Raw genomic sequence first — 24,990 nt, 5'->3', positions numbered from 1 at the left:
GAGATAACCTTCTTATATTTCCGCCGATCCGCATCAGCGATGCGCCCAGTGCGTCATCCGCTTTTCGACAAAAGCGAAAAGTTCATACATCACCACCCCCATCGCGCCGATAACGATCAATCCGGCGAACACCAGCGCCATATTCATGTTGGAACTCGCGGACATCATCAGATAGCCAATGCCCAGGTTGGAGGCCACCGTTTCTGAAATTACCGATCCGACAAACGCCAGGGTGATCGCCACTTTCAATGAGGCGAAGAAGTAAGGCAGTGAACGGGGCAACCCGACCTTTTTCAGGATGTCGAGGCGGGACGCGCCCAGCGAGCGCAGCACATCCTCCAATTCCGGCTCCACGGTGGCGAGCCCTGTGGCCACGTTGACCACCACCGGGAAAAAGGAGATCAGAAAAGCGGTGGCGATAGCCGGTATGGTGCCAATGCCGAACCACACCACCAGTACCGGCACAAACGCCACCTTGGGAATGGAGTTAAATCCCACCAGCAGCGGATATACCGATTTGTACACCAGCGTGGAGGCGCCCACGGCCACGCCCAACACCAGTCCGAATGCGACCGCCAGCACAAAACCCGCCAACGTGGTGTAAAGCGTCTGCAATGAATGCGCGGCGATAGGACGCCAGTCGGCGACCAATGAGCGGCACACGTCGCTCAGTGAGGGAAACAGGTAGCCGGGGATATCAAGTCCCACCACCACCACCTGCCAGACAATCCCGAGCATGACCAGCAGAGCCCAGGGCGCAATCTTGATTAACGTACGACGAGACATCACGATAAGCTCTCCGTTATGCATGACGCTGGGAAGAAATATGTTCGCGCAGTTCGAGCACATAGCGAGAAAAGGCATCGGTGTAGGCCACCTGAAGATCGCGTGGGCGCGGAAGCTCGATTTCCCGGCGCGCAATAATCCGGCCCGGTCGCGCACTCATCACGTACACGGTATCCGCCAGGAACACCGCTTCACGCAGATCGTGAGTGACCAGCACCACAGTGAAAGGCGCTTCCTGCCACAGATCACGCACCATGCACCACAGCTCTTCACGGGTGAACGCGTCCAGCGCGCCGAACGGTTCATCCAGCATCAGCAAACGCGGTTTGTGGATCAGCGCGCGACAAATGGAGGCGCGCTGTTGCATGCCGCCGGAGAGTTCCCACGGAAATTTGTCTTCATACCCACCCAGCCCAACGCGCTTGAGCAAGGCGCGCGCCTGTTCTTCATACTCACGCTTTTTTTTACGCAGCGTAGAACGGTAAGGTTCCACGATCTCCATTGGCAGCATGACGTTTTGTAGCGTGGTGCGCCACGGCAGCAGGTTGGACGCCTGGAACGCCATGCCGACGCATTTCTGCGGCCCCGCCACTTCGCGCTTGTTGACGAAAACGTAGCCCTCGCTTGGCGAGATCAGCCCCGAAGTCAACTTCATGAATGTCGATTTACCACAGCCGGAAGGCCCGACCAGCGCCACGAACTCATTTTCATTGATACTGAAATTAATATTCTTTATGGCCAGCTGTTCGCTGTTGTTGTACGCCAGACTGACATTCTCGAACTTAACGAAACTCATTTATCACCACCTGAAATCATGCTGCCTGACGGAAATTACCGCACTGCGCGATCTGCCCGCTCCGGCAACAGCTCGCTGGTAAACAACGCATCCGCCTTAGGGGTCTGTGGCAAATCGAACGCGGCGACCACATCGCCGATGGAGTTATTCAAGCGTTGGGTATCCACATCGCCCAGACCGTTTTCCCTGGTCTCCGGCGTCACCACCAGTTGACCAAACGCCAGTTGCAGGCGGCGGGTTTCCAGCGGCAGGTCGATCAGTGAATCCTGTTGTTTGACAAACCTGGCTGCGCTGACGGGATCGGCGAGGGTTTCCTGCACCGCTTTGTTAAAGGCGCGCAAGAAGGCTTTGATGGTATCCGGGTGTTTCTCCAGCATCTCTTTGCTGGCAATGATGGTATTGCCGTAGAGATCGACGCCATATTGCGCATACGGGAAGATAACCAGGTCATTCTCCCTGGCTCCGCGCGCCTCCAGGTTCAGCAGGTTAGTGAAGTAAAAGCCGGAAATGGCATCGACGTTTTTACGCACCAGCAGGTTGGCGGTAACGGTAGGGTCCGCTGATTGCCAGGTGACCGCATCCTTGCTCAGCCCCACTTTTCGGGCAAAGGCCGGCCAGGCTTTACGCGCCGCGTCGAATACCGGGGCGGCGATGGTTTTGCCCTGCAAATCCGCTGGCGTTTTCACCCCGGAACTTTTCAGCAGGAACACGGCGGCCGGCGTGGCGTTATACAACATGTAAACGCCCTTGATCCCGGTGCCGGGATGCTGAGATTCCTGTTCGATCAACGCGTTGAAATCGGCAAATGCCATATCATAGGCGCCGGTCGCCACGCGGGTCACCGCCCCGGCGGAACCGTTGCCCGAATCAATCTGTACGTCCAGTCCTTCCTGGGTGAAATACCCCTTGGCCTTGGCCATTAAAAACGGAGCCGATGGGCCTTCAAAACGCCAGTCGAGCGAGAATTTCACTTTGACGGGGTCCGCCGCATAGGCCTGTGAGACCAGCACGGACAGAGACAGTAGCGCCGTACAACCCAATTTGTGCATTTTTGCGAATGTGGATATCAACATCACGAATGTCCTCGATATAGAAAGTCAATGTGCAACAGGATTAACCACGGTTTTTGTCGTCCGCCGATGAGAGCGGAGCGGGTTGATACAGGTCGCCAATCTGCCGATGAATATCTTCCATGCGCTGCATGCGTTGGCTTGCCTTCTCGGAACAACAGGCCGCCAGCTGGTTGCCGATAAAATTGACCATGCTGACGGCGGCGGTGTAGGAATCAAAAATGTCGCTGTGTTTTGCTGCGCAGGGGATAACCACATCAGCCAGCGCGCAGACATCGGAAACAAGGGTGTTGCTGAGCACCACAATGCGGGCCTGGTAATTTTTCGCCACCCGAACCAAATGAGAGAGCAGTTGAACCTGGCGCGGGAAATCCACCACGAACAGCACGTCCGTCTCATGGATATCCGCCAGCACATCGGCAAATTTTGCGGCGGGATCGTTCACCAGTTGCACATCACTCAGCACATGAGAAAACAGCGACTGGGCATAGAACGCGGGGGCATAGCTATTGCGAAATCCCAGCACCCAGACGCGGCGCGCATCGCGCATGAGCTGTACCGCCCGTTCCAGCTCTTCCGGCATACTGTCGCGCTGCATTCCCGCCAGATTTTCGCGTTCCCGTTTGATATGCGCATCAAGCCGTTCGCGTACCGTCATCGGGTGCGGCGTACGTTGCTCCAGGTTGCTGAGCGGCGAATACCCCATTGGCTCAATCCCGCGGCATTTCATACGAAACTGATTGAAATCCTGAAAGCCAAGACGACGAAACACGCGCGCGGCGGTGGATTTGGAAACACCGGCCAGTTGCGCCAATTCAGTTGCACTGTAGCTCGCCAGGTGATGCTGATGCGCCAGAATGACATCCACCAGCTTCTTCTCCGCCGGAGATAAGGCGCCGTAAATGAAACGGATGGCGGTTTGCAACTCAGCCAATATGCTGGTGTGTTCTTCTGGTGCGGATAACGCGTTATTCATCATGTCCCCTGTATACGTGATACTTAACGATCCGCGGTGCAACGAGCGCCGCATATGGCACATCCGTTTTACATTAATCAACCACGAGAAACGCTTGTGCCAGAAATTAAGCAAAGGGCGCGCCAAAACCACACCAAGGAAAAGGAATTTATTTAATTAATTGAAAAAAATAGTATTTTCACTATTTTATGGCGGATAAAAAACACACTTAACGAAGCGGAAAGAAAGATAACAAAGCAATCTTGGTGCAAATTTGTCGCGCAACTGCACTAAAAAGAAGCTAGGGGAACATATAAAGCGCTATTCGCTTAAGCTCGATTTCATTCAATGCAATACCCGCGTTGTTGCATAAATCGAACTTTTGGCGTTAACAAGATCAGATCACCCCCTTTCCTGACAGAACAGCGACGAACCGTGGCTAAGCGGCCGACAGAACCCTTTGTCCCCCAAAGAGCCCAGAGCAACAGGATATTCAGGCTCTCCACAGGCATTGGTATTTCTGGTGCCGGATACTTCGTCAGCGACCAGGATTTTTGGTTCGAGCGCAAGGGAGCGAGCAATGTCGATCTGCTGGCGCAGCGCGCCGCCGCTGCTGAACAGGCGGGCTACCCGCATTTAGGTTGAGATGGGAAAAGCGCGCGGCGCCGCTGCGCGATCGGGGTAATAAGCGGGGCGGATAAAAACCATCTTACCTGTTAAAACCGGGATATCTATATGAACGGTTATCAGGTTGACATATTCAGTAAAACGCTACTCAGTTGCGCAACGCATTGATAAAGGTATGCGTGCGCAGGTTCTGCGGATGGCGGAATACCTGTTCCGGCGTACCCTGCTCAACGATACGGCCGTGCTCGGTAAATACCACGCGATCGCTGACCTCCTGGGCGAAGCGCATTTCATGAGTGACCAGAATGCTGGTCATGCCTTCGCCGATCAGTTCGCGGATCACCGCCAGCACCTCGCCTACGGTTTCCGGGTCCAGCGCCGACGTCACTTCATCGAACAGCACCAGTTCCGGGTCCATCGCCAGGGTACGCGCAATGGCCACCCGTTGCTGCTGGCCGCCGGAAAGCTCGCCGGGGTAGCTATGGGCTTTGTTTTCCAGCCGCACGCGCGCCAGCAGCGCCATGGATCGGGCTTTCACCCGCTCTCTGGGCTGACGCAGAATACGAATGGGGGCAATCATCAGGTTTTCCAGCACCGTAAGATGCGGGAACAGATTGTATTGCTGGAAAACAAAACCAATGCGTTTACGTAATGCGATGCGCTCGCTCTCATTTTTCAGCTGATGCACGCCGGTATCCCCGATGAAGATCTCTCCCCGGTGCGGCGTCACCAAGCCGTTGATACAGCGCAGGATCGATGACTTTCCCGAGCCCGAAGGGCCGATGATGGTCAGGGCTTCCCCCTGGGAAACCTGTAGATCGATGCCCTGCAGCACCGGGGTGTCCCCCAGCGTCAGATGCACGTCATTAATTCGCACCAGGGTCCGGGCGGCGTTCGCCTGCGGTATGTCCCGGACGGGTATAGGTACAGACACCATAAAGCACTCTCCCGTATATAAGCAGAGTCATTAAAAGCAAAATAGAGTTAAAAGCTAAATACTTAATCCGCCTTTTATTAGTCTTAAATCAAATATACCTAATGGATTTCTGGCTACAGGCGACCGGAGTTCACTTTATTCATCAAGCGCAATTCCATAGCTTTTATATTTATTTGTGAGGGGAAATCGAATGTTACGAGAATAGGGATTCGCCGTTATTCAGGAATGAGATGATGAGTGCCACCCCGTTCGATGCCCGTCCGCTGTTTCGCGCCGATCTGCCCGCTCCCACGCCGGTGTGGCGGGGTCTGGCGGACTTTACCTTCGATGCCGGACACAACGCGCCGGAGCTGATCCCGCTGGAAGCGCTGGCCGAGGCGGCGCAGCAAGCCATTCTGCGCGAGGGACGCAGTCTGGCGATTTACAATCAGGGCCACGGGCCGCAGGGAAATGAGAATCTGCGCCGCTTTGTCGGCCGCAAGCTGGCGACGCGCGGCATTACGGCGGATATCGACGATATTCTGATCACCTCCGGTTCCGGGCCGGCGCTCGATCTGGTGAACAACTTGCTGCTGGAGCCGGGAGACACCGTACTGGTGGAAGCCTTTTCTTACGCCGGGGCGTTGCGGAAACTGCGCGGCCGCCAGGTGAATATCGTCGCTATTCCGCTGGATGACGAAGGGATACGCATCGATGCGCTGGCGACCATCCTCTCAGAGCTGGCGCAAAGCGGCGTGACGCCGAAGTTTATCTACACCATCCCGACCGTGCAGAATCCTACCGGGGCGATCCTCGGGCTGGAGCGCCGTCACCGGCTGCTGGAGCTGGCCGCGCGCTACCGTACCCTGATCGTTGAAGACGAATGCTACGCCGACATCGTCTGGCAGGGGAATGAAGCGCCGCCGGCGCTGTATGCGCTGAGCCCGCAGCAGGTGATCCACGTCGGTTCCTTTTCCAAAACGCTGGCGCCGGCGGTGCGCGTGGCTTATCTCAGCGCGGTTCCGGCCATTCTGCGCCAGCTGGTGTCGCTGAAAACGGACGGCGGCACCGGCGCCCTCGATCAGATCATCGTCGCCGAATATTTTTCCACCCATTTTGATGCCCACATTACGCGCCTGCGCGACGCCCTGGCGCGCAAACTGGACGTGCTGGCGTCGGCGGTGCGACAGGAACTGGGCGATAGCGTCAGGCTGTGGTTGCCGAAAGGCGGGATTTTTCTGTGGCTGGCCCTCCCCGAGGGCGTGGACACCCGCGACCTGGTGGCACCGGCCGCCGCCGTCGGCGTGGCGTTTAATCCCGGTCCCGACTGGGCGGTTGACGGCGAAGCGGCGAAAAACCGGCTGCGCCTCTGTTTTGCCCTGGAGAGCGACGAGCAGATCCGCACGGGGATTGCCCGGCTGGCCGACGTGCTGCGCCGGCATCTCTGAAATCCACCGGGCTATGGCGACGTTAAGGAATTTGCATGTCTGTACCGGATGTAAGTAATAAACCCCGGCTGGCGGTGGATGTCGGCGGTACTTTTACCGATGTCGTGCTGCTGGATGGCGATACATCGTTTACCACCAAAGTGCTGACCACGACGAGCTCTCCTGAACGCGGAGTGCTGGACGGCACGCAGGAAGTATTGCGGCGCGCCGGCCGCGAGCCGGCGGATGTCGGGCTGGTTATTCTCGGCACCACCCTGGCGACCAATGCGCTGATCGAACGCAAGGGCGCGCGCACCGCGCTGATTACCACGCAGGGATTCCGCGACCTGGTGGAAATCGGTCTTGAAGACCGGTTTGCCCAGTACGATATCTTTTTGCATAAGCCGAGTCCGCTGGTGGCAAGGCGGTGGCGTTTCGGCATCGCCGAGCGGATCGACGCCCGGGGCCATATCCTGACGCCGCTGGATGAAGCGGCGGTGCACCAGCTGGCGCAGACGCTAAAGCGCGAAGAGATCGATAGCGTCGCCATCGTCTATTTGCAGAGTTTCACCAATCCCGCGCATGAGCGGCGCACGGCGGAAATCCTGCGTCAGTGGTTGCCGGACCTGGCGATCACCCTTTCCAGCGATGTCTGTCCGGAAATCCGCGAATATGAACGCCTGTCCACCGCCTGCGCCAATGCCTACGTACAGCCGCTGGTGGCGGGCTATCTGACGCGGCTGGAGCAGATTCTCTCCGCCAAGGGGCTGAACGCCCCGCTGTTTTTAATGACCTCCGGCGGCGGGATCACCACGCTGGCGACCGGGATCGACCAGCCGGTGAGATTGGTGGAGTCCGGCCCGGCCGGCGGCGCCATTCTGGCCCGCTTAACCGGCGAACAGCTACAGACGCCGCAGGTGCTGTCGTTCGATATGGGCGGCACCACCGCCAAAATTTGTTTTATCGACGACTACCAGCCGCAGATTTCCCGCAGTTTCGAATTTGGTCGGGTACACCGCTACCAGAAGGGATCCGGCCTGCCGGTGAGGATCCCGGTGATCGAAATGGTGGAGATCGGCGCGGGCGGCGGATCGATCGCCCGCATCGATACCCTGGGCCGGGTGCAGGTCGGCCCCGACAGCGCCGGCTCGCAGCCCGGCCCGGTAAGTTACCAGCTGGGCGGCACGCAGGTCACCATTACCGATGCCAATGTGCGGCTCGGCATTATCGATCCCGCCACCTTCGCGCAGGGTAAAATCACCCTTAATCCCCAACTGGCCGCTCAGGCGATCGCGCAGCAAATTGGCGGGCCGCTGTCGCTGAACACCGATCTCGCGGCGCTGGCGGTCACGGAAATCGTGGCGGAAAACATGGCCAATGCGGCGCGGGTGCACGCCACCGAGCTGGGCAAGCAGGTGGAGAACTACACCCTGGTGGCCTTTGGCGGCGCCGCGCCGCTACACGCCGCCCGGCTGGCGCGCAAGCTGGGGATCAGGCGCGTGGTGATCCCGCACTCCGCCGGGGTGGGTTCTGCGCTCGGGTTTTTGTCGGCGCCGATCGCCTATCAGGCGGTGCGCAGCTTCTACCAGCGGCTGGCGCAGCTCGACCAGCACGCGGTGGAAACCCTGTTGCGCGATCTGGAAGATCAGGCGCTCGGCATCGTCCGCCAGGCCAGCGGCGATAGCGCGCCGTTATCCCTGCGGCGCATCGTCTACCTGCGCTATGCCGGTCAGGGGCATGAAGTCCCGGTCGAACTGCCGCAAGGCCCGCTGACGGCGGCGGCGGTCGGCGAACTGCAACAGCGCTTTACCGCCGTCTATCGCCAGCTGTACGGCCGCAGCCTGGATCACGTGGCGGTGGAGGCCATCAGTTGGACGGTCACGGTCAGTACGCTGAGCGCCCCGGTCGCAGGGCGCCCGGAGACGAGGCCGCACGACGTGCTGGCCCCGGACGAAAGCGGCGAACGGCGTGAGGTATTGCTGGCGAATCAGTCCGCGCGTCTTCAGGCGCCGGTCTTTGCCCGCCGCGATCTGCCGCCGCGGACGGCCGTCCGCGGACCCGCCCTGATCGCCGAAGCGGAAACCACCACCGTGGTGGAGAGCGGCTTTATCGCCTGGCTGACGGCCGAGGGGCATCTGTTGCTGGAAGAAGAGCAAACCGGAGGAGCGCAGCCATGAGTCTGAGCACGATCCAGTATCAGGTGATATGGAATCGCCTGATCGCCGTGGTGGAAGAGCAGGCGCAGACGCTGATCCGCACGGCGTTCGGCACCTCGACCCGCGAAGCGGGCGATCTGTCCGCCGGCGTATTTCTGCCTGACGGCCGGATGATCGCCCAGGCGGTCACCGGTACGCCGGGGCACGTCAACTCCATGGCCGAGTCGGTAAAACACTTTCTGCGCCAGTTTCCGCTGTCCGATATGGCGCCGGGCGACGTGTTCCTGACCAACGATCCGTGGAAAGGCACCGGCCATTTGTACGACATCACCATGGTGACGCCGGTCTTCCACCGGGGGCAAAGCGTGGCGCTGTTCGCCTCGACGCTGCACGTGGTGGACATCGGCGGTCTGGGACCGGGGCCCGACGGCCACCAGATCTACCATGAAGGCCTGTTCCTGCCGATTTTGCGCTTTATCCAGGCCGGCAGGCTGGATAATACGGTACTGCGGATTATTAAAGCCAACGTGCGCGAACCCGAGCAGGTGGAAGGAGATATTCTGGCGCTGGTGGCGTGTAACGAGGTGGGCGGACGCCGACTCACCGCCATGCTGGATGAATTCTCGCTGAGCGATCTGCTCGCGGTGGGGGAGCATATTCTCACCCATTCCCGCCAGGCGATGCTGGCCGCCGTGCGCCGGTGGCCGGCGGGGCGCTGGCAGTCGGAGATGTGGATTGACGGCTATGACGCGCCGATCCTGCTGCGCGCGGCGCTGACCCTTAGCGAACAGGGCATCGAGATCGATTTTGACGGCACCTCGCCGTTTGTCGCCAAAGGGATCAACGTGGTCAAGGCCTATACCGACGCCTACAGCTCATTTGGCGTGCGCTGCCTTATCGGTTCCGAGGTGCCCAACAACGCCGGTTCGCTGGAGGTGATAACCGTCAAGGCGCCGGAGGGATCGATACTCAACGCGCCTTATCCCGCCGCGGTGACCTCGCGCCATATCGTCGGCCAGATGCTGCCGGATGTGATCTTTGGCTGCCTGCGTCAGGCGAAACCCAATGCGGTTCCCGCCGAAGGCGCTTCCTGCCTGTGGAATATCCAACTGTCCGGCGGTCATGTCCTGCCCGGTTTCGACGCCGGCAGCTTTCTGCGGCAACCCCGTTTTTCCATCACCAGCTTTTCCACCGGCGGCACCGGCGCCCGGCCGGGCATCGACGGCCTCTCCACCACCTCGTTTCCCAGCGGGGTGCGCAATGTCTCGGTGGAGATCCTCGAATCCATCAGCCCGGTGGTGTTCTGGCGCAAAGAGTACCGTCCGGATTCCGGCGGCGCCGGACAGTTTCGCGGCGGCCTGGGACAGGTGATTGAGCTATCCCACGGCGGCGGGGCGCCGATGGCGCTGGGAGCGGCCTGGGATCGCATCGCCTTCCCGGCGCGCGGGGCGGAAGGAGGGCGCAACGGCGCCGGCGGGCGGGTCAGCCTGGGATCGGGGCAGCCGCTGTCGGGCAAAGGGCAGCAAATTATCCCGCCCGGTGAACGCCTGGTGGTGGAAACGCCAGGCGGCGGCGGGCTGGGCGAACCGTCAACCCGCGATCGGGCCGCCGTGCGCCAGGATATCGACAATCAATTAGTGACGCCTGACGCCGCCCGTACGCTGTACGGCTATACCGTTCAGGATTAACCAGCACAGGAGTTTTTATGTTGCGTTTAGCGGGGCTGCGGCCAGTGATGGCCGCGACGTTTTTACTACTGCTGACCGGTACCGGGCAGGCAGCCGATGTTCAACCGCAGCGCGGCGGCACGCTGACGCTGGTGATTAACTATGAGCCCCCGGCGCTGGTGGCGCTGACCACGGTGGCGACGCCGGCGCTGAGCGTCAGCGCCAAGGTAACCGAAGGGCTGCTCAGCTACGATTACGACCTGAACCCGCAGCCGCAGCTGGCGACCGCCTGGGAAATCAGCCCCGACGGTACGCGCTATACGTTTAATCTGCGCCAGGGGGTGAAATGGCACGACGGTCGGGATTTCACCTCGGCCGACGTCGCCTGGTCCATCGATCTGCTGAAGAATGTGCACCCACGCGGCTCAAGCACCTTTGCCAATGTCACCGCCATCGAGACGCCGGATCCCCACACGGCGGTGATTGTGCTGTCGAAGCCCGCGCCCTATTTGATCAAGGCGTTTGCGGCGGCGGAGTCGCCCATTGTCCCGCGTCACCTGTACGAGGGCCAAGATCCGCTGACCAATCCGCACAACGGCGCGCCGATAGGCACCGGACCCTATGTGTTCGACCAGTGGGTGCGCGGCAGCCACGTGCTGTATAAGCGTAACCCCCATTACTGGCAGCCTGGGCGGCCTTACCTCGATCAACTGGTGGTGAAGTTTATCCCGGACGCCGCCGCGCGTTCGCTGGCGTTTGAAACCAACGCCGCCGATCTGGGCTACCGTTCTCCGGTGGCGCTAAGCGATATCGCGCGGCTGAAGGCGTTGCCTCAACTGGGGTTTGAAACCAAGGGCAATAGCTATTCCTATAACGTGTCGTCGTTGCAGTTCAATCTGGACGATGAACATTTCCGCGATCTGCGCGTCAGGCAGGCGGTGGCGCACGCCATCAATCGCGATATCGTTTTGCAGGTGGCCTACTTCGGTCTGGGCAAAGTCAGCACCTCCCCGATTGCCCCCGGCATCAGCGAGTACCACGACGCCGCTCCGTCCCCCTATACCTTTGATATCGAAAAGGCTAACGCGCTGCTGGATGAGGCGGGCTACCGGCGCGGCGCCGACGGGGTTCGTTTCAAAGTAGCCCTCGACTATAACCCGATAGCGGAAGATCTGCGCAAAACGGCGGAATACCTGCGTTCGTCGCTGGCCAAAATCGGTATCGGCGTCACGCTGCGCTCCCAGGACCTTTCCACCTTTGTGCGCCGGGTTTATACCAACCGCGATTTCGCCTTTACCGTTAACGGACACAGCAATCTGTTCGATCCGACCGTCGGCGTGCAGCGTATTTACTGGTCGAAGAACTTCCGCAAAGGGGTGCCGTTCTCGAATGCCTCCCACTATCACAATCCCGAGGTGGATCGGTTACTGGAAACGGCGCAGACGGAGAACGATCCGGCGCGGCGCGTGCAGCAATTCCAACGCTTCCAGCAGATTGTCGGGCAGGAACTGCCGGACGTCAGCCTGGTGTCGCCCGAATTTATCACCATCTATAACCGCCGGGTGCACGACCACTCGGTCACCGCCGACGGCGTGGAGGGCAATCTGGCGGAGGTGTGGCTGGCCAAACCCTAGCGGCCGGCAGGATTTTCCGCTCTATATTCAGTTACTTACAACAATATATTTATAACGACAGGAGCAAGACCATGGCATCTGCAGAAACCAAAGTCATACAGCGCCAACAGGCGGTCACCGCCGCGCTGACCGATATCCGCGCCATTCTGGCGCAGGGGGAACTGTCGCGGGTTATTCTCGATCGGGTGGCTCATCGTCTGGCGCAGCTCGCCGCACGCCATGAGCTATTCGGTCCGGAGGATTTCCCCCCGCCGTCGGAAACGGTGGAAACGTCAACCCGTTACCGCCTGAACAGCGAGGATGGCGATGACGATCTGGCGCTCTACCTCAATTCGCTGTTGCCCGGCAAGAGCACCCTGCCCCACAACCACACCACCTGGGCGGCGATCGCCGCCGTCGAGGGCGATGAGCTGAACCGGATTTACCAGCGTCTGGATGACGGCAGCCAGCCCGATCGGGCCGATCTGCAACTGGTGCGCGAAGTAGTGGTGCGGCCCGGCGAACCGCTCGCTTTCCTGCCGGACGATATCCACAGCATTCATGTCGCCGGCGACCGGCCGATCCGCCATTTACATCTGTACGGTCAGCCGCTGGAAACGCTGGTGCGGCGGGTGGCTATCGATCCGCAAACCGGCAAGGTGACCAACTACAACGCCACGCAGATGAAACCCTCTGAAAATCGGGCATAAGGCGCAGATGAAACCAAAGACACAATGACGGGCGGCTGTGAAAGTCTGGCGCATATAGATTGCCGAACCCTCCCGCCTGGCCTAACACGCCGCCTGGCGCGACGCAACAGCCGCTGGTGAGGCTGCATGTGGGGCTGGAGGACTGGCGGGATCTGGCGCAGGACATTGATACGGCGTTTCGTCTGGCTGACGGCGAAACGCCGTAATACGCCGATCACGGCAGGTTAAAGCGCAGTTCGCCGCCCGGTTGCTCCAACTGCCGCACCAGGCCGATTTCCCAGTCCAGATAGTCCCGGAACAGCCGATCGCGCCGCGCCGGATCGCTGACGCTATAGCCGTTGTGCTGCCGGTCTTCCTCGGCGGTGAGAATGTTTTCATCGCCGCTTTCCACCGGCAAACCGGCGGCGAACCACGCCTGATTGCCCCCCGCCAGCGCCGCGGCGCTGATGTCGTAGCGCTGTAGTTCGCCGGCGATCAGGCCGGCCAGCACGCCATCGTTAGAGGTCAGCACCCACTGGCGCCCATCGTCCGCCGCGGCCAGCTTCGGCAGCCATTCCGTCAGGCGATGCGGGGCGATAAAGCGCGCGCCGGCGATATGCCGGCGAATAAAGCGCAGGCTATCATCCACGTCAATAACCTGAGCCGCCTGCCGCTCCAGCAGTTGGCTGAGCTGCCGGGGTGCAATTTCCGTTGCCGGCGGCAGCGCGCTATCGCGCAGGACGAGCGGCGTTGACGGCCCCTGTTCCCGCTCATCATCCGCACCGGGTTCATAGAGAAAGATCTCAAACCCGCCCAGCCGCCGCAGCCACGCGGCGGTATGCCGGGCGCGAACGCCGTCCCAGTCCGCCAGCACAATGCGCGCGCCGCGCGCCGCGGCGAAACGATCGGTCGCCTGAACCAGCTGACCGCCCGGCGCCCAGCGGAAACCGGGCAGATGGCCGGCCTGATATTCGTCGTGCGTGCGAGTATCAAATTGATACAGCGTACGTTCGGCATCGGCGCGCAGAGCGGCCAGCGCCGGCGCGTCGATAGTCGCGATCCCGGCCCGTTGCGTCAGTCGGCGCGCCTGTTCGCGGGCGGCGCTCAGGTTTTCGGCGCCCGGCTGCGGCAGCGCGGTCCGCCGCCCCTGCTCCAGCGGCAGGTCCGCCAGCAGCCAGGCCATGGTGCCGTTGGTCAAGGCGACGACCGGATTGGGCAGGCCGCCGTCGATCAGCGTCTGCGCGCCGACAATGCTGCGCGTGCGTCCGGCGCAGTTCACCACCACCATCGTCTGCGCATCGGGCGCCAGTTCCCGGATGCGGTAAGGCAGTTCGCCATTGGGAATATTGTGGGCGCCCGGCAGGCTGAAATTGGCGAACTCTTCCGGCGTGCGCCCATCGACGATCACCAGCTTTTCGCCGTTCGCCTGGCGCCGGCGTAGCTCCTCCACCGAAATGTTCGGCGTATGAGCCTCTACCTCAATGACTTCGCCCAGCGCTTTGCTGGGAACGTTCTCATCAATAAAGATTTCCAGCCCGGCGGCCTGCCAGGCCAGGGTTCCGCCGCTCAGCAGCGCCAGATTGCCATAGCCGAGACGCTCAAGGCGCCGGGCGGCTTCTTCCAGCAGGGAACCGTCTTCGTCAATCAGCACGATGCGCGTTGCGCGACGCGGCACCAAATCGCCAATCAGCAGCCCCAGTCGCCACAGCGGCGCATTAGCGGCCAGCAGCAGATGGCCGCGGGTATATAACCCATGCTCCCGGACGTCGATCAGGGCAATTTCCGTGGCGGCATCGAGCGCGTCGCGCAGCTGCCGGGGAGTGAGCGACTGCGGCAGAGGCCGGTCAGAGGAGGATATGGACATCGGGTTTCCTTAATTACGTGAATTGAACATCGGAGCGGTAATCTTTCGGGCGGCGAGGCGACAAATTAATGTTATTTTAATGTCATTAATTATTAGCTAAATGGTAAACAGAATTGCTATTCTCCGCATAAATAAAAAGAGCGGTCAAACGACAATATCAGATAATTAAAGCGTAATTTTTCAATAGCATTATTTTATACCCTAAATAATTCGAGTTGCAGGAAGGCGGCGACGCAGCGAATCCCCGGGAGCTTACACCAGTAAGTGACCGGGGTGAGTGAGGAAAGCCAACGCACCTGCAACTTGAAGTATGACGGGTATATATATTTAATTCCGTATTACGATATAACATATGCTAATTTTCCGCGCCCTGCCCGCGATTGAATACCGGGCGTGATTGCTTGATTGTCATATTTATACTATCGATAGACAGAATCATCAGTTTCCAACTCCGGCCGTCACCCTTTATTTTGTAAGGAAGCTCAGGCTATAGGTTATGGAGTTGTGTGGTGGCCAATAAATTTAGCTGTACGGAATGTAATTTCCTCAATTGTCAGAGTCAGGATAGTGAATTCCCAAGGAAGTGTCTGACCACGGCGCCGGAGAGTGACGACCTGCTGCAGGTTAGCCTGGGCAGGTACGCGGACGATGAGCAGGTGGCGAAGATTATGCAAGCCTCCGCGCAGGTGGAAGGACAGTATTACGGCCAGTTGACGCGGGTGGAGGAGATTATTGTTTTCGCCAAAAAGATTGGGGCGCGTAAAATCGGCATCGCCTCCTGCGCCGGCCTGATTCGCGAGAACCGCATCTTCGCCGATATCCTGCGCGCCAACGGCCTGCAGGCATTTGGCGTGCTGTGCAAAGTCGGCGCGCAGGATAAGTGCAATGTCGGTATTGACGATCAGGATAAAATTCAGCCCGGTCAGTATGAAGCCATGTGTAACCCGCTTATGCAGGCGGAATTATGCAATAAGGAAAAAACGGATTTAAACGTCATTAGCGGGCTGTGCGTCGGCCATGACTCGTTATTTATTAAACACTCCGCGGCGCCGGTCACCTACCTGATCGTCAAAGACCGGGTGCTGGCGCATAATCCTATCGGCGCATTAAACACCAGCCACTCTTATTATAAACGTCTGACCTCGGGGGTCAGGCTGAATGAAGAAGATCAGGCGCTGGCGTTAAAGCAGAGGCGCTAATTACCATAGAGGAAAATACCTTTTTATTTTTTCGTCGGTTGTTTTCCTGCCCCTGAAAACTATTTGGATAAATATATTGGCGATAATGTCAAAACGTACTGGGAAAAGTGAATTATCTTTTCTTGGTTTTAAATGGATGATGAGAATATTCGATGAAGATAAATAAATATCAGCGCCGGACCGCGTGGCGCAAATGGTTTATGCCTCTCGTAATGGCGGCGCTATTACCGAACATGGCGCAGGCCGACGCCACGCTGGACAAAATAAAATCCCGCGGCAAGGTCACTATCGGCGTTCTGGTCAACGGCGGGGATTTCGGTTCGATTGACCCCGCAACCCGGCAATTAATCGGCTGGAACCCGGAACTGGCGCGCAAGCTGGCCGAGGGGCTGGGGGTCGAGACGGAACTGGTGCAGGTGCAGACCGCCACCCGCGCTCAGTTTCTGCTCTCCGGCAAGGTGGATCTGCTGATCGCCTCCATGGATCTGACCAAGGAACGCGCCGAGATTCTGGGCTACGCGCCGACCCCCTACTACCGTGTGGGAGGAGCGGCCCTGACGCTGCGCAACAGCGGCATCTCCCGCTGGGAGGATCTGCGCGGCAAACCCGTCTGCCTTTCGCAGGGCAGCAATTTCGCCCGCCCGCTGACCGCGGACTACGGCGCGCAGGTCAAAGGCTTCAAGAGTTCGTCCGATTCACTGCTGGCCCTGAAGGGAAACCAGTGCGTGGCGGCGGTGCATGACTCCACCCTGATACATCCTCTGGTGCGCAAGGGCGGAGAGTGGGCGGACTACCACGTAGCCATTCCCGGTGAGATCCTGTCATCGGACTCGGTGGTGTGGACGCGCAAGGGCGAGACCGACACTATCGCCGCCGTCGACCGAGTCGTACAGTCATGGCACCACGGCGGCTGGCTCATCGAGACGGAAAAACGGCTGGGCATCGCCCCGCCCAACCCCATATTGCAGGAACTGCACGCCAAATTCGGCGGCAACGGCTGACGGCCGCGCAGAGATGGCCGGCGGCGCCGTTGGAACCGGCTTCCTGAGCGGCGAGAAAGAGGGAATAACATCATGATAGCGGCGGCCGCAACGCCGTGGGGAGGACGATGATGACGGACTCTTTCCTGACCGGGCTGGTGGAGTTTTTCAAACCGCTGGGTCTGAACTATTCATTCGTGCTGGACCCGGTCGACCGGGCGGCGTTTCTCAGCGGCATGGGGGTTTCCCTTGAGCTCTGTTTGCTGACCATCCCGTGCAGCCTGCTGGCGGGGGTGATTATTACCGCGCTGCTGACCAGCCCGCGGCGCTGGCTGGCCGCGCCGGTCGGCGCCTTTGTTGAACTGATCCGCAATACGCCGACGCTGGTACAGCTCTATTTTGCTTTCCTGGTGCTCAATATGCTGATCAGCCAGCATCTGGAGGGCGGCAGCCCGATTTCACCGCTGGCGTGGGTGGTGCTGGTGGTATCCCTGCACAAGGCGGTGTTCCATGCCGAAGCGCTGCGCGCCGGCGTTGAAGCGGTGCCGTCGATTACGCTGGAGGCCTCCCGTTCGATGGCGTTCAGCCGGCGGCAGATTTTCTGGTATGTGCAGCTGCCGCTGGCGGTGCGTTTCGCTCTCCCGTCGCTGATCAATAATCTGGTGGACCTGGTCAAAATGACGGCGATAGCGTCGGCCATCGCCGTGGGTGATGTGACCTATCAGTCCATCATGATCTGGTCGCAGCGCGACAACGTACTGGAGTTGATCCTGCTTATTCTGATCTATTTCGCCGTGCTGACCTGGCTGGTCAGCGTGGCCGGGAGATGGCTGGAGAATCACCTGAGGATGCCGGGCTATGGCCAATGATGTCGTGATAAAAACGGTCCCGCATAAAAACCGACCGCTCCTTGGCGCGGTATTGTCCGATTTCTGGGTGATCATGCTGCTGGCGATCGTGGCGCTGAATCTGCTCTGGGCGGTCACCGACAGCGCGCCGCTTGCCGTAGCGCAACTGTGGATCTGGCTGCCGGCGCTGTTTCGGGGGCTGGGGGTCAATATCGGGATTAGCGCGTCGGCCATGCTGCTGGGCACGCTGTTGGGGCTGGTGGTGGGCGGCCTGTCGCTGGCGCCTTCGCGTCCGCTGCGCGCGGCGACGCATCTCTGGGTGCAGGCCTTTCGTAACGCGCCGGTGCTGGTGTTGATTTACTTCACCACCTATGTGTTTCCCTTCGAAATCGTTTTCCTGCACAGGTATATCCCTTTCCCCGACTGGATTAAGGTAGTCATCGGGCTCGGCCTGCCGGCCAGCGCCATCATTGCGGAAATTTTTCGCGGCGCGGTACAGTCCATTCCCAGCACGCAGTGGGAAACCGCGCAGTCGATGGCCTTCCGCCGCAGCCAGATTTTTCGCTACATCATTCTGCCGCAGTGCGTGCGCCGTATGCTGCCGCCGTGGATGAACGTGTATGCCAGCATCACCATGAGCACCTCGCTGGCTTCGCTGGTGGGGGTGCATGATGTGGTGGATATGGCCACCATCGCCAGCAATACCGTGTCGCGCATCGACTTCACCATTCTGGTGTACTTCACGCTGCTGCTGCTGTTTTTCTTCTACTGCTACCCGATTTCCCGTATTACGCGTCGGCTGGAAAAACGGTTGAACAGACACTAAGCCAGGGCGGGGCGGGCTGGCAAAAGCCGGCAAGATTTCCCTGACTGAAAATCAGCAGGATATCGATCACGATGGCGCCAAGACCGACGACGCCTGATACGGTCAGTTGTTCGCCAAATAGCAGGAATGCCCCGACCGTGGACATCATCGGCGCGGTGCCGCGGGCGACGACATCGCGATGGACGTTGATCACCCGGCGGTCACGCCCATCCCAGCGCAATTTTTTACGCAACATAAAACCTTTAAAAAAACAACACATTACCACCTAAAACAATTTATCAAACAATGTTTCATTATTTTCCAGGGAGCCATCAGCCTTTAGGCGCCGTTGTCGGTTTCTTCATTTCATTCATACGCACAGTATTGGTGCATCCTATGACCTCATCAACATAAGCAACCGTTTGCTTATTTTCCTGTTATCGCCTGTTTTTTTGATTGTTATTTTTATGTTTTTATCTTTTTGTTTTTAAAACAAAAAAATATTCTGGTATGTAAATTGCTAACTTTTGGTTAACACCTGCGATCGATAAAAAACCGCCGACAGGGTCGCCCCAGCACAGAGAAAACGAGTGCGGTTTGGGATAGAGGAAATACGGTAATGAACATGTCATTCACTACGGCTATTCGCGGCAATTTTTTCGATATTGCAGCCTGTGTGGCTCAACCACAGCAACTGGAGCAACATATTCGGCACATCCCCGACGGGCTGATGCTGCTCAATGGCGGCACCATTGCGTGGTATGGCGGTTGGGGGCAGGGCGAGGCATTGCTGCACGCCGGCGTTGAGGTGACGGATTACCGCGACAAGCTGATCGTGCCAGGCTTTATAGACACACATATTCATTATCCACAGACCGAGATGATCGGCGCCTACGGCGAGCAACTATTGTCGTGGCTCCAGCAATATACTTTCCCGACGGAAAGCCAATATTGCTGCAAGCAGCATGCCGAGCGGATGTCGGCGTTTTTCCTACAACAACTCCTGAGTAACGGCACAACGACGGCGCTGGTATTCGGCACGATTCATCCACAGTCCGTAGAGGCGCTGTTTGAACAAGCGGCAAGGCTGAACATGCGTCTGATTGCCGGCAAGGTGATGATGGATCGCCACGCGCCGCAAGCGCTGCTGGAAACTCCGATGCAAAGCTATCTGCAAACGCGCGAACTGATTTTGCGCTGGCATGGCAAGCAGCGCCTGAGTTATGCCATCACCCCGCGTTTTGCGCCGACCAGCACCCCGGAACTGCTGGCGCAGGTGCAGCGCCTGCACAAAGAATTCCCCGACGTTTATCTGCATACGCATCTGAGCGAAACCCCGGACGAAGTGGCGTGGGTAAAAGAACTGTTCCCGGAAAACAGCGGTTATCTGGATGTCTACCACCAGTATGGGCTGACCGGCCGCAAAAGCGTATTTGCCCACTGCCTGCACCTGGAAGAGGAAGAATGGAACTGCCTGCATGATACCCATTCCGCGATCGCTTTCTGCCCGACCTCCAATCTGTTTCTGGGCAGCGGCTTGTTCAATATGCAAAAGGCCTGGCAGAAACAGGTAAATGTGGGAATAGGTACCGATGTGGGGGCGGGCACCACCTTCAATATGCTGCAAACGCTGGGGGAGGCCTACAAAGTGGGACAGTTGCAGCATTATCGACTTTCCGCCGGCGAAGCGTTCTATCATGCCACGCTTGGCGGCGCGCGCGCCCTGGGGCTGGAAGCCAATATCGGCAACTTTACGGTTGGCAAAGAAGCGGACTTTGTGGTGCTGGATCCGGCGGTTTCCGCCTTGCAGGCACTGCGCCATGCAAACAGCCGCCAACTGGCCGATCAATTGTTCGTACTGATGACGCTGGGGGACGATCGCAACATTTATCGCACCTATGTCGACGGCAAAGTGGTGTATCAATCCGGCGAGGCCAAGGAGGCGGCATGATCCAGTTTCTATTGAACCAGACGTTAAAAAACGAAGCGGATATCAATCCCAACACCACGGTCTTGAACTACCTGCGCCGGAATTTAGGCCGCTGCGGCACCAAGGAAGGTTGCGCCTCCGGGGATTGCGGCGCCTGTACCGTGGCGCTGGCGGAGCCGGACGGCGACAGGTTGCGCTACCGCAGCATCAATGCATGCCTGACGTTTGTCAGCGAGCTGCATGGCAAGCAGCTGATTACCGTCGAAGATTTGCGGCAAAACGGTAAGTTGCACAGCGTGCAGCAGGCCATGGTGGATTGCCATGGATCGCAATGCGGCTTCTGCACGCCGGGGGTGGTGATGTCGATATTCTGCCTGCAAAAGAGCGGTGATGATTACCCACGCGGGGAAATATTGCAGGCGCTAGCGGGTAACCTGTGCCGCTGCACCGGCTACCGGCCCATTATGGCGGCGGCGCGGCAGGCGTGCGAACAGCGTCCGGTCGATGAGTTCGATCGGCAACAGGCGCAAACGTTGCAGCGCTTGCGGCGCATCCCGTTGGCTACGTCATTGCAGGCGGCCGGAAAACGCTGCCTGTTGCCGCAGAACATTGATGAACTGGCGGCGATGTACCGGCAAAACCCGCAGGCGCGCCTATTGGCCGGCGGGACCGATCTGGCGCTGGAGGTGACGCAATGCCATCAGGACTTGCCGCTAATGATTGCCATCGGCCAGGTGCCGGAACTGAAACAAATCACCCGCGGGGAACGGCTGGAGATTGGCGCCGGCGCGGCATTGAGCGACGTTTATCTCATGCTGGCCGATTATCATCCGGCGTTTGGTGAACTACTGGCGCGTTTCGCTTCCCGGCAGATCCGCAATCAAGCCACGCTGGGCGGCAATATTGCCAATGCCTCGCCGATTGGCGATAGCGCGCCGTTGTTGCTGGCGCTGGATGCCGCGTTGGTGTTACGCCGGGGAGAGGCCCGGCGTGAACTGCCGCTGAGCAAGTTCTTTCTTGATTACCGGCAGACCGCATTACAGCCGGGGGAGTTTATCGAACGTATTGTGCTGCCGGCCAGCGCGCCGCCGGCGTTCCGCGCCTGGAAAGTCTCCAAGCGCCTGGAGGACGATATTTCCGCCGTATGCGGCGCCTTTAATCTGGTGGTCGAACAGGGGATGGTGCGCCAGGCGTACATTGCATTCGGCGGCATGGCTGCCACGCCCAAACGGGCGTCGGCTTGTGAACAGGCATTAATCGGCAGGCCGTGGCAACGCGCCACCATCGAATTAGCCGCGCTGGCGCTGGCGCAAGATTACACGCCGTTGAGTGACTTCCGCGCCAGCGGCGCCTATCGCCTGTTGGTGGCGCGAAACCTGTTGCGCCGTTATTTTATGGCGCTGACGGCGCCGCTGTCAGCGATAGAGGTGACCGCCTATGAGTAATACCACGCATATTGCGTATACCCAGGCGCAATTGGCCGAGCGCTTTCGCCAATCGTTATCCAGCGGCGTTGGCCGCAGCCGCAAACACGAAAGCGCGGATAAACACGTCAGCGGCGAGGCACAGTATATTGATGATCGGCTGGAGTTTCCTAATCAACTGCATCTGGCCGCCCGGCTGAGCGATCGCGCTCATGCGCGTTTAATCCGGGTGGATGTTTCCGCCTGCCATGATTTCCCCGGCGTGGTGCGGACGCTCACCTGGCAGGATGTGCCCGGCGAACTTGACATTGCGCCTTTGACCCACGGCGATCCGTTGCTGGCAAAAGATCGGGTGGAATATGTCGGACAGGTGATTGCCGTGGTGGCGGCGGAAGATCCTGAAACGGCCTGGCGTGCGGCGCAAGCGGTACAGGTAGAGTACCAAGACCTGCCCGTGAAATTGGACGTTGCCGAATCGTTGCGCGAGGGGTATGTGGTGCAGGAGTGTCACCGCCATCAACGCGGTAATGCCGATGGCGCCTTGGCGAGCGCGCCGCACCGCATTCAAGGCGAGTTACACGTTGGCGGCCAGGAACATTTTTACCTGGAAACCCAGATCTCCTCGGTGGCGCCAACGGAAGACGGCGGCATGATGGTCTATTGCTCCACCCAGAATCCCACGGAAGTGCAGAAGCTGGTGGCCTCGGTGTTAGCGATCCCGATGCATAAAGTGGTTGTCGATATGCGCAGGATGGGCGGCGGTTTCGGCGGTAAGGAGACGCAGGCCGCCGGGCCGGCATGTCTGTGCGCGCTAGCCGCCCGTCTTACCGGACGGCCGGCGAAAATGCGCCTGAATCGCCATGATGATATGGTCATTACCGGCAAACGCCACCCGTTTTATATCCGTTATGACGTGGGTTTTGACGACAACGGGCTGTTGCACGGAGTAAAAATCGATCTGGCCGGCAACTGCGGCTATTCGCTCGACCTGTCCGGCTCGATTGTCGATCGCGCCATGTTTCATGCGGATAACGCCTATTTCTTGCAGGACGTACTGATTACCGGCCATCGCTGCAAAACCCATATCGCCTCGAATACCGCCTACCGGGGCTTTGGCGGCCCGCAAGGCATGATGGCGATAGAACAGATCATGGACCATATTGCCCGCTATCTGGCATGCGATCCGCTGGAGGTGCGCAAAACCAATTATTACGGCAAAAAAACGCGCAACGTCACCCATTATCAGCAGCCGGTGGAGCAAAACCTACTGCAAGAGATCACCGCACAATTGGAACACAGCGCCCAGTATCAGCAACGCCGCGCCGCTATTCGGGCTTTCAACGCGCAAAACCCGATACTGAAGAAAGGGCTGGCGTTGACGCCGGTGAAATTTGGTATTTCGTTTACCGCCAGCTTTCTTAACCAGGCAGGGGCGCTGGTGCTGATCTACACCGATGGCAGTATCCAGCTCAACCATGGAGGCACCGAAATGGGCCAGGGGCTGAATACCAAAGTGGCGCAGATTGTCGCCGAGGTGTTCCAGGTGGATATTGAGCGTATCCAAATTACCGCCACCGACACCGGCAAAGTACCGAACACCTCGCCGACCGCCGCCTCCTCCGGCACCGATCTCAACGGCAAAGCGGCGCAAAATGCGGCGTTGACCATCAAGCAGCGGTTGATCGATATGCTGATGGAACAGCATGGGGTGAACGCATCACAGATTGAATTCCGCAATGGCCAGGTGCGCGTGGGCGAGCGCTATCTCAGTTTTGAACAGGTGGTGGAGCAGGCGTATTTCAATCAGGTATCGTTGGCCTGTACCGGCTATTACCGAACGCCAAAGATTTTCTACGATCGCGACAAAGCGGCCGGTCACCCATTTTATTACTTTGCCTACGGCGCCGCCTGCGCCGAAGCGCTGATCGATACCCTGACCGGCGAATACAAACTGCTGCGGGCCGACATCCTGCACGACGTGGGCGATTCGCTTAACCCGGCGATCGATATCGGTCAGGTCGAAGGGGGATTTGTGCAAGGCATGGGCTGGCTGACCAGCGAAGAACTGGTATGGGATCAGCACGGCAAACTACTGACCAACGGCCCGGCCAGTTACAAGATCCCGGCGATTGGCGATATACCCGCCGATCTGCGGGTGACGCTGTTGCAAAACCGCAAAAACCCCGAAGATACCGTGTTTCATTCCAAAGCGGTGGGAGAGCCGCCGTTCATGCTGGGAATTTCCGTCTGGTGCGCCATTAAAGACGCCGTCGCCAGCCTGGCGGACTACCGCGTCCAGCCGGCCATCGATGCGCCCGCCACGCCGGAAAGAGTGCTGTGGGGGGTGCAGCAGATGTTAATGCATAACGATATTACAGACACGGCGCTGGAGGGCGGTAACGATGGACGCGTGGATTGACGAGCTGGCCGCACTGCGGCGGCGCGGCGCGCCCTGCGTCCTGGTCACTCTGGTGGACGAACAGGGTTCCACGCCGCGCAACCGCGGCAGTAAAATGCTGGTAACCGCCGAACGGGCGGTCGATACCATCGGCGGCGGCCATCTGGAATTCCAGGCCCTGGAAATCGCCCGTAACATGCTGAAAAAAGGGGACGTTACCCTGCGGCTGGATCGTTTTCCGCTGGCGGCCCGACTGGGCCAGTGCTGCGGCGGCGCAATCAGTGTACTGTTCGAACCGCTAATTCCGCCGCGCCCGCAGGTCGCGCTGTTCGGCGCCGGCCATGTCGGCCGCGCGCTGGCGCGGATCCTCGCCACGCTGCCGCTGCGCATGCGCTGGATTGACAACCGCCCGGAACAGTTCCCGGCCGCCATTCCCGAGGGAATAGACAAAATCGTCAGTGAGGATCCACTGGATGAAGTGGACGCCTGTCCGCCGGGGAGCTATTACATTGTGATGACCCATGATCATCCGCTCGATCTGGCGCTGGCAGAGCGCATTCTGCGGCGGAACGACGCCGCTTACTTTGGCCTGATCGGCTCGTTGACCAAACGTAAGCGCTTCGAGTATAAACTCGGACAGCGCGGCATCAGCGCCGATGCCCTGGCCGCCATGCGTTGCCCGCTGGGGCTGCCGGATGTCAAGGGCAAGCTGCCGGCGGAGATCGCCGTGGCGGTGGCCGGGGAAATTATCGCTTGCTATGGGCGCCGGGCCATGTCCCGCAATGGCGCCTCCCTGGTCTGAGGAGTATCAGGCTTGCGCGAGCGCTCTTTGCCGTAACC

At 59.3% G+C, this 24,990-nt stretch carries 22 protein-coding genes; 14 read left to right on the top strand and 8 right to left on the bottom strand.

All coding sequences use genetic code 11. The features are described from left to right. Positions 1-33 precede the first annotated feature (33 nt). From EH206_RS22875 to EH206_RS22850, 6 genes are all read right to left on the bottom strand, one after another. Positions 34-786, bottom strand: a complete 753-nt coding sequence (locus EH206_RS22875; protein ID WP_040343548.1) for an ABC transporter permease — start codon at positions 784-786, stop codon at positions 34-36. Positions 787-802: 16 nt separating this feature from the next. Beyond that, positions 803-1,582: an ABC transporter ATP-binding protein gene (locus EH206_RS22870; protein ID WP_009115126.1), complete on the bottom strand. Its 780-nt coding sequence runs from the start codon at positions 1,580-1,582 to the stop codon at positions 803-805. Between the two features lie 35 nt (positions 1,583-1,617). Continuing rightward, positions 1,618-2,655 carry an ABC transporter substrate-binding protein gene (locus EH206_RS22865; protein ID WP_009115125.1) on the bottom strand — a complete coding sequence of 346 codons (1,038 nt, stop codon included), beginning with the start codon at positions 2,653-2,655 and terminating at the stop codon, positions 1,618-1,620. A 40-nt stretch (positions 2,656-2,695) separates the two neighbouring features. Beyond that, positions 2,696-3,631 carry a MurR/RpiR family transcriptional regulator gene (locus tag EH206_RS22860; RefSeq protein ID WP_168709110.1) on the bottom strand — a complete coding sequence of 312 codons (936 nt, stop codon included), beginning with the start codon at positions 3,629-3,631 and terminating at the stop codon, positions 2,696-2,698. A gap of 378 nt (positions 3,632-4,009) precedes the next feature. Further along, positions 4,010-4,243, bottom strand: coding sequence for a hypothetical protein (locus EH206_RS22855; RefSeq protein ID WP_136163947.1), 234 nt, complete (start codon positions 4,241-4,243; stop codon positions 4,010-4,012). 139 nt (positions 4,244-4,382) lie between these two features. After that, the gene (locus EH206_RS22850) at positions 4,383-5,171 is read right to left on the bottom strand and encodes an amino acid ABC transporter ATP-binding protein (RefSeq protein ID WP_009115123.1); all 789 of its coding nucleotides are present in this window, start codon (positions 5,169-5,171) and stop codon (positions 4,383-4,385) included. Positions 5,172-5,401: 230 nt separating this feature from the next. Between EH206_RS22850 and EH206_RS22845 the strand changes: the two genes are divergently transcribed. The 6 genes from EH206_RS22845 (at position 5,402) to EH206_RS22820 (ending at position 12,929) form a co-directional block, all read left to right on the top strand. After that, positions 5,402-6,598, top strand: coding sequence for an aminotransferase-like domain-containing protein (locus tag EH206_RS22845; protein ID WP_050815629.1), 1,197 nt, complete (start codon positions 5,402-5,404; stop codon positions 6,596-6,598). A 35-nt stretch (positions 6,599-6,633) separates the two neighbouring features. Continuing rightward, positions 6,634-8,754 (top strand): hydantoinase/oxoprolinase family protein, encoded by a 2,121-nt coding sequence (locus EH206_RS22840; RefSeq protein WP_009115121.1) that lies wholly within the window; start codon positions 6,634-6,636, stop codon positions 8,752-8,754. Then, positions 8,751-10,421: a hydantoinase B/oxoprolinase family protein gene (locus EH206_RS22835; protein WP_009115120.1), complete on the top strand. Its 1,671-nt coding sequence runs from the start codon at positions 8,751-8,753 to the stop codon at positions 10,419-10,421. Before EH206_RS22840 ends, EH206_RS22835 begins: the two co-directional genes overlap by 4 nt. 17 nt (positions 10,422-10,438) lie before the next feature. Beyond that, positions 10,439-12,034: an ABC transporter substrate-binding protein gene (locus EH206_RS22830; protein WP_009115119.1), complete on the top strand. Its 1,596-nt coding sequence runs from the start codon at positions 10,439-10,441 to the stop codon at positions 12,032-12,034. Positions 12,035-12,105: 71 nt separating this feature from the next. Beyond that, positions 12,106-12,723: a cysteine dioxygenase family protein gene (locus EH206_RS22825; RefSeq protein ID WP_009115118.1), complete on the top strand. Its 618-nt coding sequence runs from the start codon at positions 12,106-12,108 to the stop codon at positions 12,721-12,723. A gap of 59 nt (positions 12,724-12,782) precedes the next feature. Then, a complete protein-coding gene (locus tag EH206_RS22820) occupies positions 12,783-12,929 on the top strand; it encodes a PLP-dependent transferase (protein WP_136163946.1) in 147 nt (48 codons plus the stop codon). Between the two features lie 8 nt (positions 12,930-12,937). Here EH206_RS22820 and EH206_RS22815 read toward each other — a convergent pair whose 3' ends face one another. Next, the gene (locus EH206_RS22815) at positions 12,938-14,566 is read right to left on the bottom strand and encodes a rhodanese-like domain-containing protein (protein ID WP_136163945.1); all 1,629 of its coding nucleotides are present in this window, start codon (positions 14,564-14,566) and stop codon (positions 12,938-12,940) included. A gap of 509 nt (positions 14,567-15,075) precedes the next feature. Here EH206_RS22815 and EH206_RS22810 point away from each other — a divergent pair. From EH206_RS22810 to EH206_RS22795, 4 genes are all read left to right on the top strand, one after another. Continuing rightward, positions 15,076-15,765, top strand: a complete 690-nt coding sequence (locus EH206_RS22810) for a DUF1847 domain-containing protein (protein ID WP_009115116.1) — start codon at positions 15,076-15,078, stop codon at positions 15,763-15,765. A 152-nt stretch (positions 15,766-15,917) separates the two neighbouring features. Further along, positions 15,918-16,766, top strand: coding sequence for a transporter substrate-binding domain-containing protein (locus tag EH206_RS22805; protein ID WP_009115115.1), 849 nt, complete (start codon positions 15,918-15,920; stop codon positions 16,764-16,766). Between the two features lie 107 nt (positions 16,767-16,873). After that, on the top strand, positions 16,874-17,614 hold the full coding sequence (locus tag EH206_RS22800; protein WP_198008306.1) for an amino acid ABC transporter permease: 741 nt from the start codon (positions 16,874-16,876) through the stop codon (positions 17,612-17,614). After that, a complete protein-coding gene (locus EH206_RS22795; protein ID WP_009115113.1) occupies positions 17,604-18,419 on the top strand; it encodes an amino acid ABC transporter permease in 816 nt (271 codons plus the stop codon). The genes EH206_RS22800 and EH206_RS22795 overlap by 11 nt, the downstream gene beginning before the upstream one ends. Here EH206_RS22795 and EH206_RS22790 read toward each other — a convergent pair. Further along, positions 18,382-18,654, bottom strand: a complete 273-nt coding sequence (locus EH206_RS22790) for a hypothetical protein (protein ID WP_136163943.1) — start codon at positions 18,652-18,654, stop codon at positions 18,382-18,384. The two genes, EH206_RS22795 and EH206_RS22790, sit on opposite strands and share 38 nt — an antisense overlap. Positions 18,655-19,017: 363 nt before the next feature. Here EH206_RS22790 and guaD point away from each other — a divergent pair, with 363 nt between their 5' ends. From guaD to xdhC, 4 genes are read left to right on the top strand one after another with little or no spacing between them, the layout of a single operon-like run. Beyond that, positions 19,018-20,349, top strand: coding sequence for a guanine deaminase (gene guaD / locus EH206_RS22785; protein ID WP_009115112.1), 1,332 nt, complete (start codon positions 19,018-19,020; stop codon positions 20,347-20,349). Continuing rightward, entirely contained in the window at positions 20,346-21,773 is a 1,428-nt protein-coding gene (gene xdhA / locus EH206_RS22780) for a xanthine dehydrogenase small subunit (RefSeq protein ID WP_009115111.1), read from the top strand. The genes guaD and xdhA overlap by 4 nt, the downstream gene beginning before the upstream one ends. Next, entirely contained in the window at positions 21,766-24,171 is a 2,406-nt protein-coding gene (gene xdhB, locus EH206_RS22775; RefSeq protein ID WP_009115110.1) for a xanthine dehydrogenase molybdopterin binding subunit, read from the top strand. Before xdhA ends, xdhB begins: the two co-directional genes overlap by 8 nt. Further along, entirely contained in the window at positions 24,155-24,952 is a 798-nt protein-coding gene (xdhC, locus tag EH206_RS22770) for a xanthine dehydrogenase accessory protein XdhC (RefSeq protein ID WP_009115109.1), read from the top strand. The genes xdhB and xdhC overlap by 17 nt, the downstream gene beginning before the upstream one ends. The last annotated feature ends 38 nt before the right edge of the window (positions 24,953-24,990 follow it).

It is taken from the genome of Brenneria nigrifluens DSM 30175 = ATCC 13028 (genome assembly GCF_005484965.1).
GTDB lineage: Bacteria > Pseudomonadota > Gammaproteobacteria > Enterobacterales > Enterobacteriaceae > Brenneria > Brenneria nigrifluens.
The sequence above is the reverse complement of the archived record's forward strand: the minus strand, read 5'-3'. Positions and strand labels throughout refer to the sequence as shown.

Bases quoted from the DNA above. Each gene is read 5' to 3' on its own strand.
- EH206_RS22875 (WP_040343548.1), bottom strand. From the start codon at position 786: ATGTCTCGTCGTACGTTAATCAAGATTGCGCCCTGGGCTCTGCTGGTC.
- EH206_RS22870 (WP_009115126.1), bottom strand. From the start codon at position 1,582: ATGAGTTTCGTTAAGTTCGAGAATGTCAGTCTGGCGTACAACAACAGC.
- EH206_RS22865 (WP_009115125.1), bottom strand. From the start codon at position 2,655: ATGTTGATATCCACATTCGCAAAAATGCACAAATTGGGTTGTACGGCG.
- EH206_RS22860 (WP_168709110.1), bottom strand. From the start codon at position 3,631: ATGATGAATAACGCGTTATCCGCACCAGAAGAACACACCAGCATATTG.
- EH206_RS22855 (WP_136163947.1), bottom strand. From the start codon at position 4,243: ATGCGGGTAGCCCGCCTGTTCAGCAGCGGCGGCGCGCTGCGCCAGCAG.
- EH206_RS22850 (WP_009115123.1), bottom strand. From the start codon at position 5,171: ATGGTGTCTGTACCTATACCCGTCCGGGACATACCGCAGGCGAACGCC.
- EH206_RS22845 (WP_050815629.1), top strand. From the start codon at position 5,402: ATGATGAGTGCCACCCCGTTCGATGCCCGTCCGCTGTTTCGCGCCGAT.
- EH206_RS22840 (WP_009115121.1), top strand. From the start codon at position 6,634: ATGTCTGTACCGGATGTAAGTAATAAACCCCGGCTGGCGGTGGATGTC.
- EH206_RS22835 (WP_009115120.1), top strand. From the start codon at position 8,751: ATGAGTCTGAGCACGATCCAGTATCAGGTGATATGGAATCGCCTGATC.
- EH206_RS22830 (WP_009115119.1), top strand. From the start codon at position 10,439: ATGTTGCGTTTAGCGGGGCTGCGGCCAGTGATGGCCGCGACGTTTTTA.
- EH206_RS22825 (WP_009115118.1), top strand. From the start codon at position 12,106: ATGGCATCTGCAGAAACCAAAGTCATACAGCGCCAACAGGCGGTCACC.
- EH206_RS22815 (WP_136163945.1), bottom strand. From the start codon at position 14,566: ATGTCCATATCCTCCTCTGACCGGCCTCTGCCGCAGTCGCTCACTCCC.
- EH206_RS22805 (WP_009115115.1), top strand. From the start codon at position 15,918: ATGAAGATAAATAAATATCAGCGCCGGACCGCGTGGCGCAAATGGTTT.
- EH206_RS22800 (WP_198008306.1), top strand. From the start codon at position 16,874: ATGATGACGGACTCTTTCCTGACCGGGCTGGTGGAGTTTTTCAAACCG.
- EH206_RS22795 (WP_009115113.1), top strand. From the start codon at position 17,604: ATGGCCAATGATGTCGTGATAAAAACGGTCCCGCATAAAAACCGACCG.
- EH206_RS22790 (WP_136163943.1), bottom strand. From the start codon at position 18,654: ATGTTGCGTAAAAAATTGCGCTGGGATGGGCGTGACCGCCGGGTGATC.
- guaD (WP_009115112.1), top strand. From the start codon at position 19,018: ATGAACATGTCATTCACTACGGCTATTCGCGGCAATTTTTTCGATATT.
- xdhA (WP_009115111.1), top strand. From the start codon at position 20,346: ATGATCCAGTTTCTATTGAACCAGACGTTAAAAAACGAAGCGGATATC.
- xdhB (WP_009115110.1), top strand. From the start codon at position 21,766: ATGAGTAATACCACGCATATTGCGTATACCCAGGCGCAATTGGCCGAG.
- xdhC (WP_009115109.1), top strand. From the start codon at position 24,155: ATGGACGCGTGGATTGACGAGCTGGCCGCACTGCGGCGGCGCGGCGCG.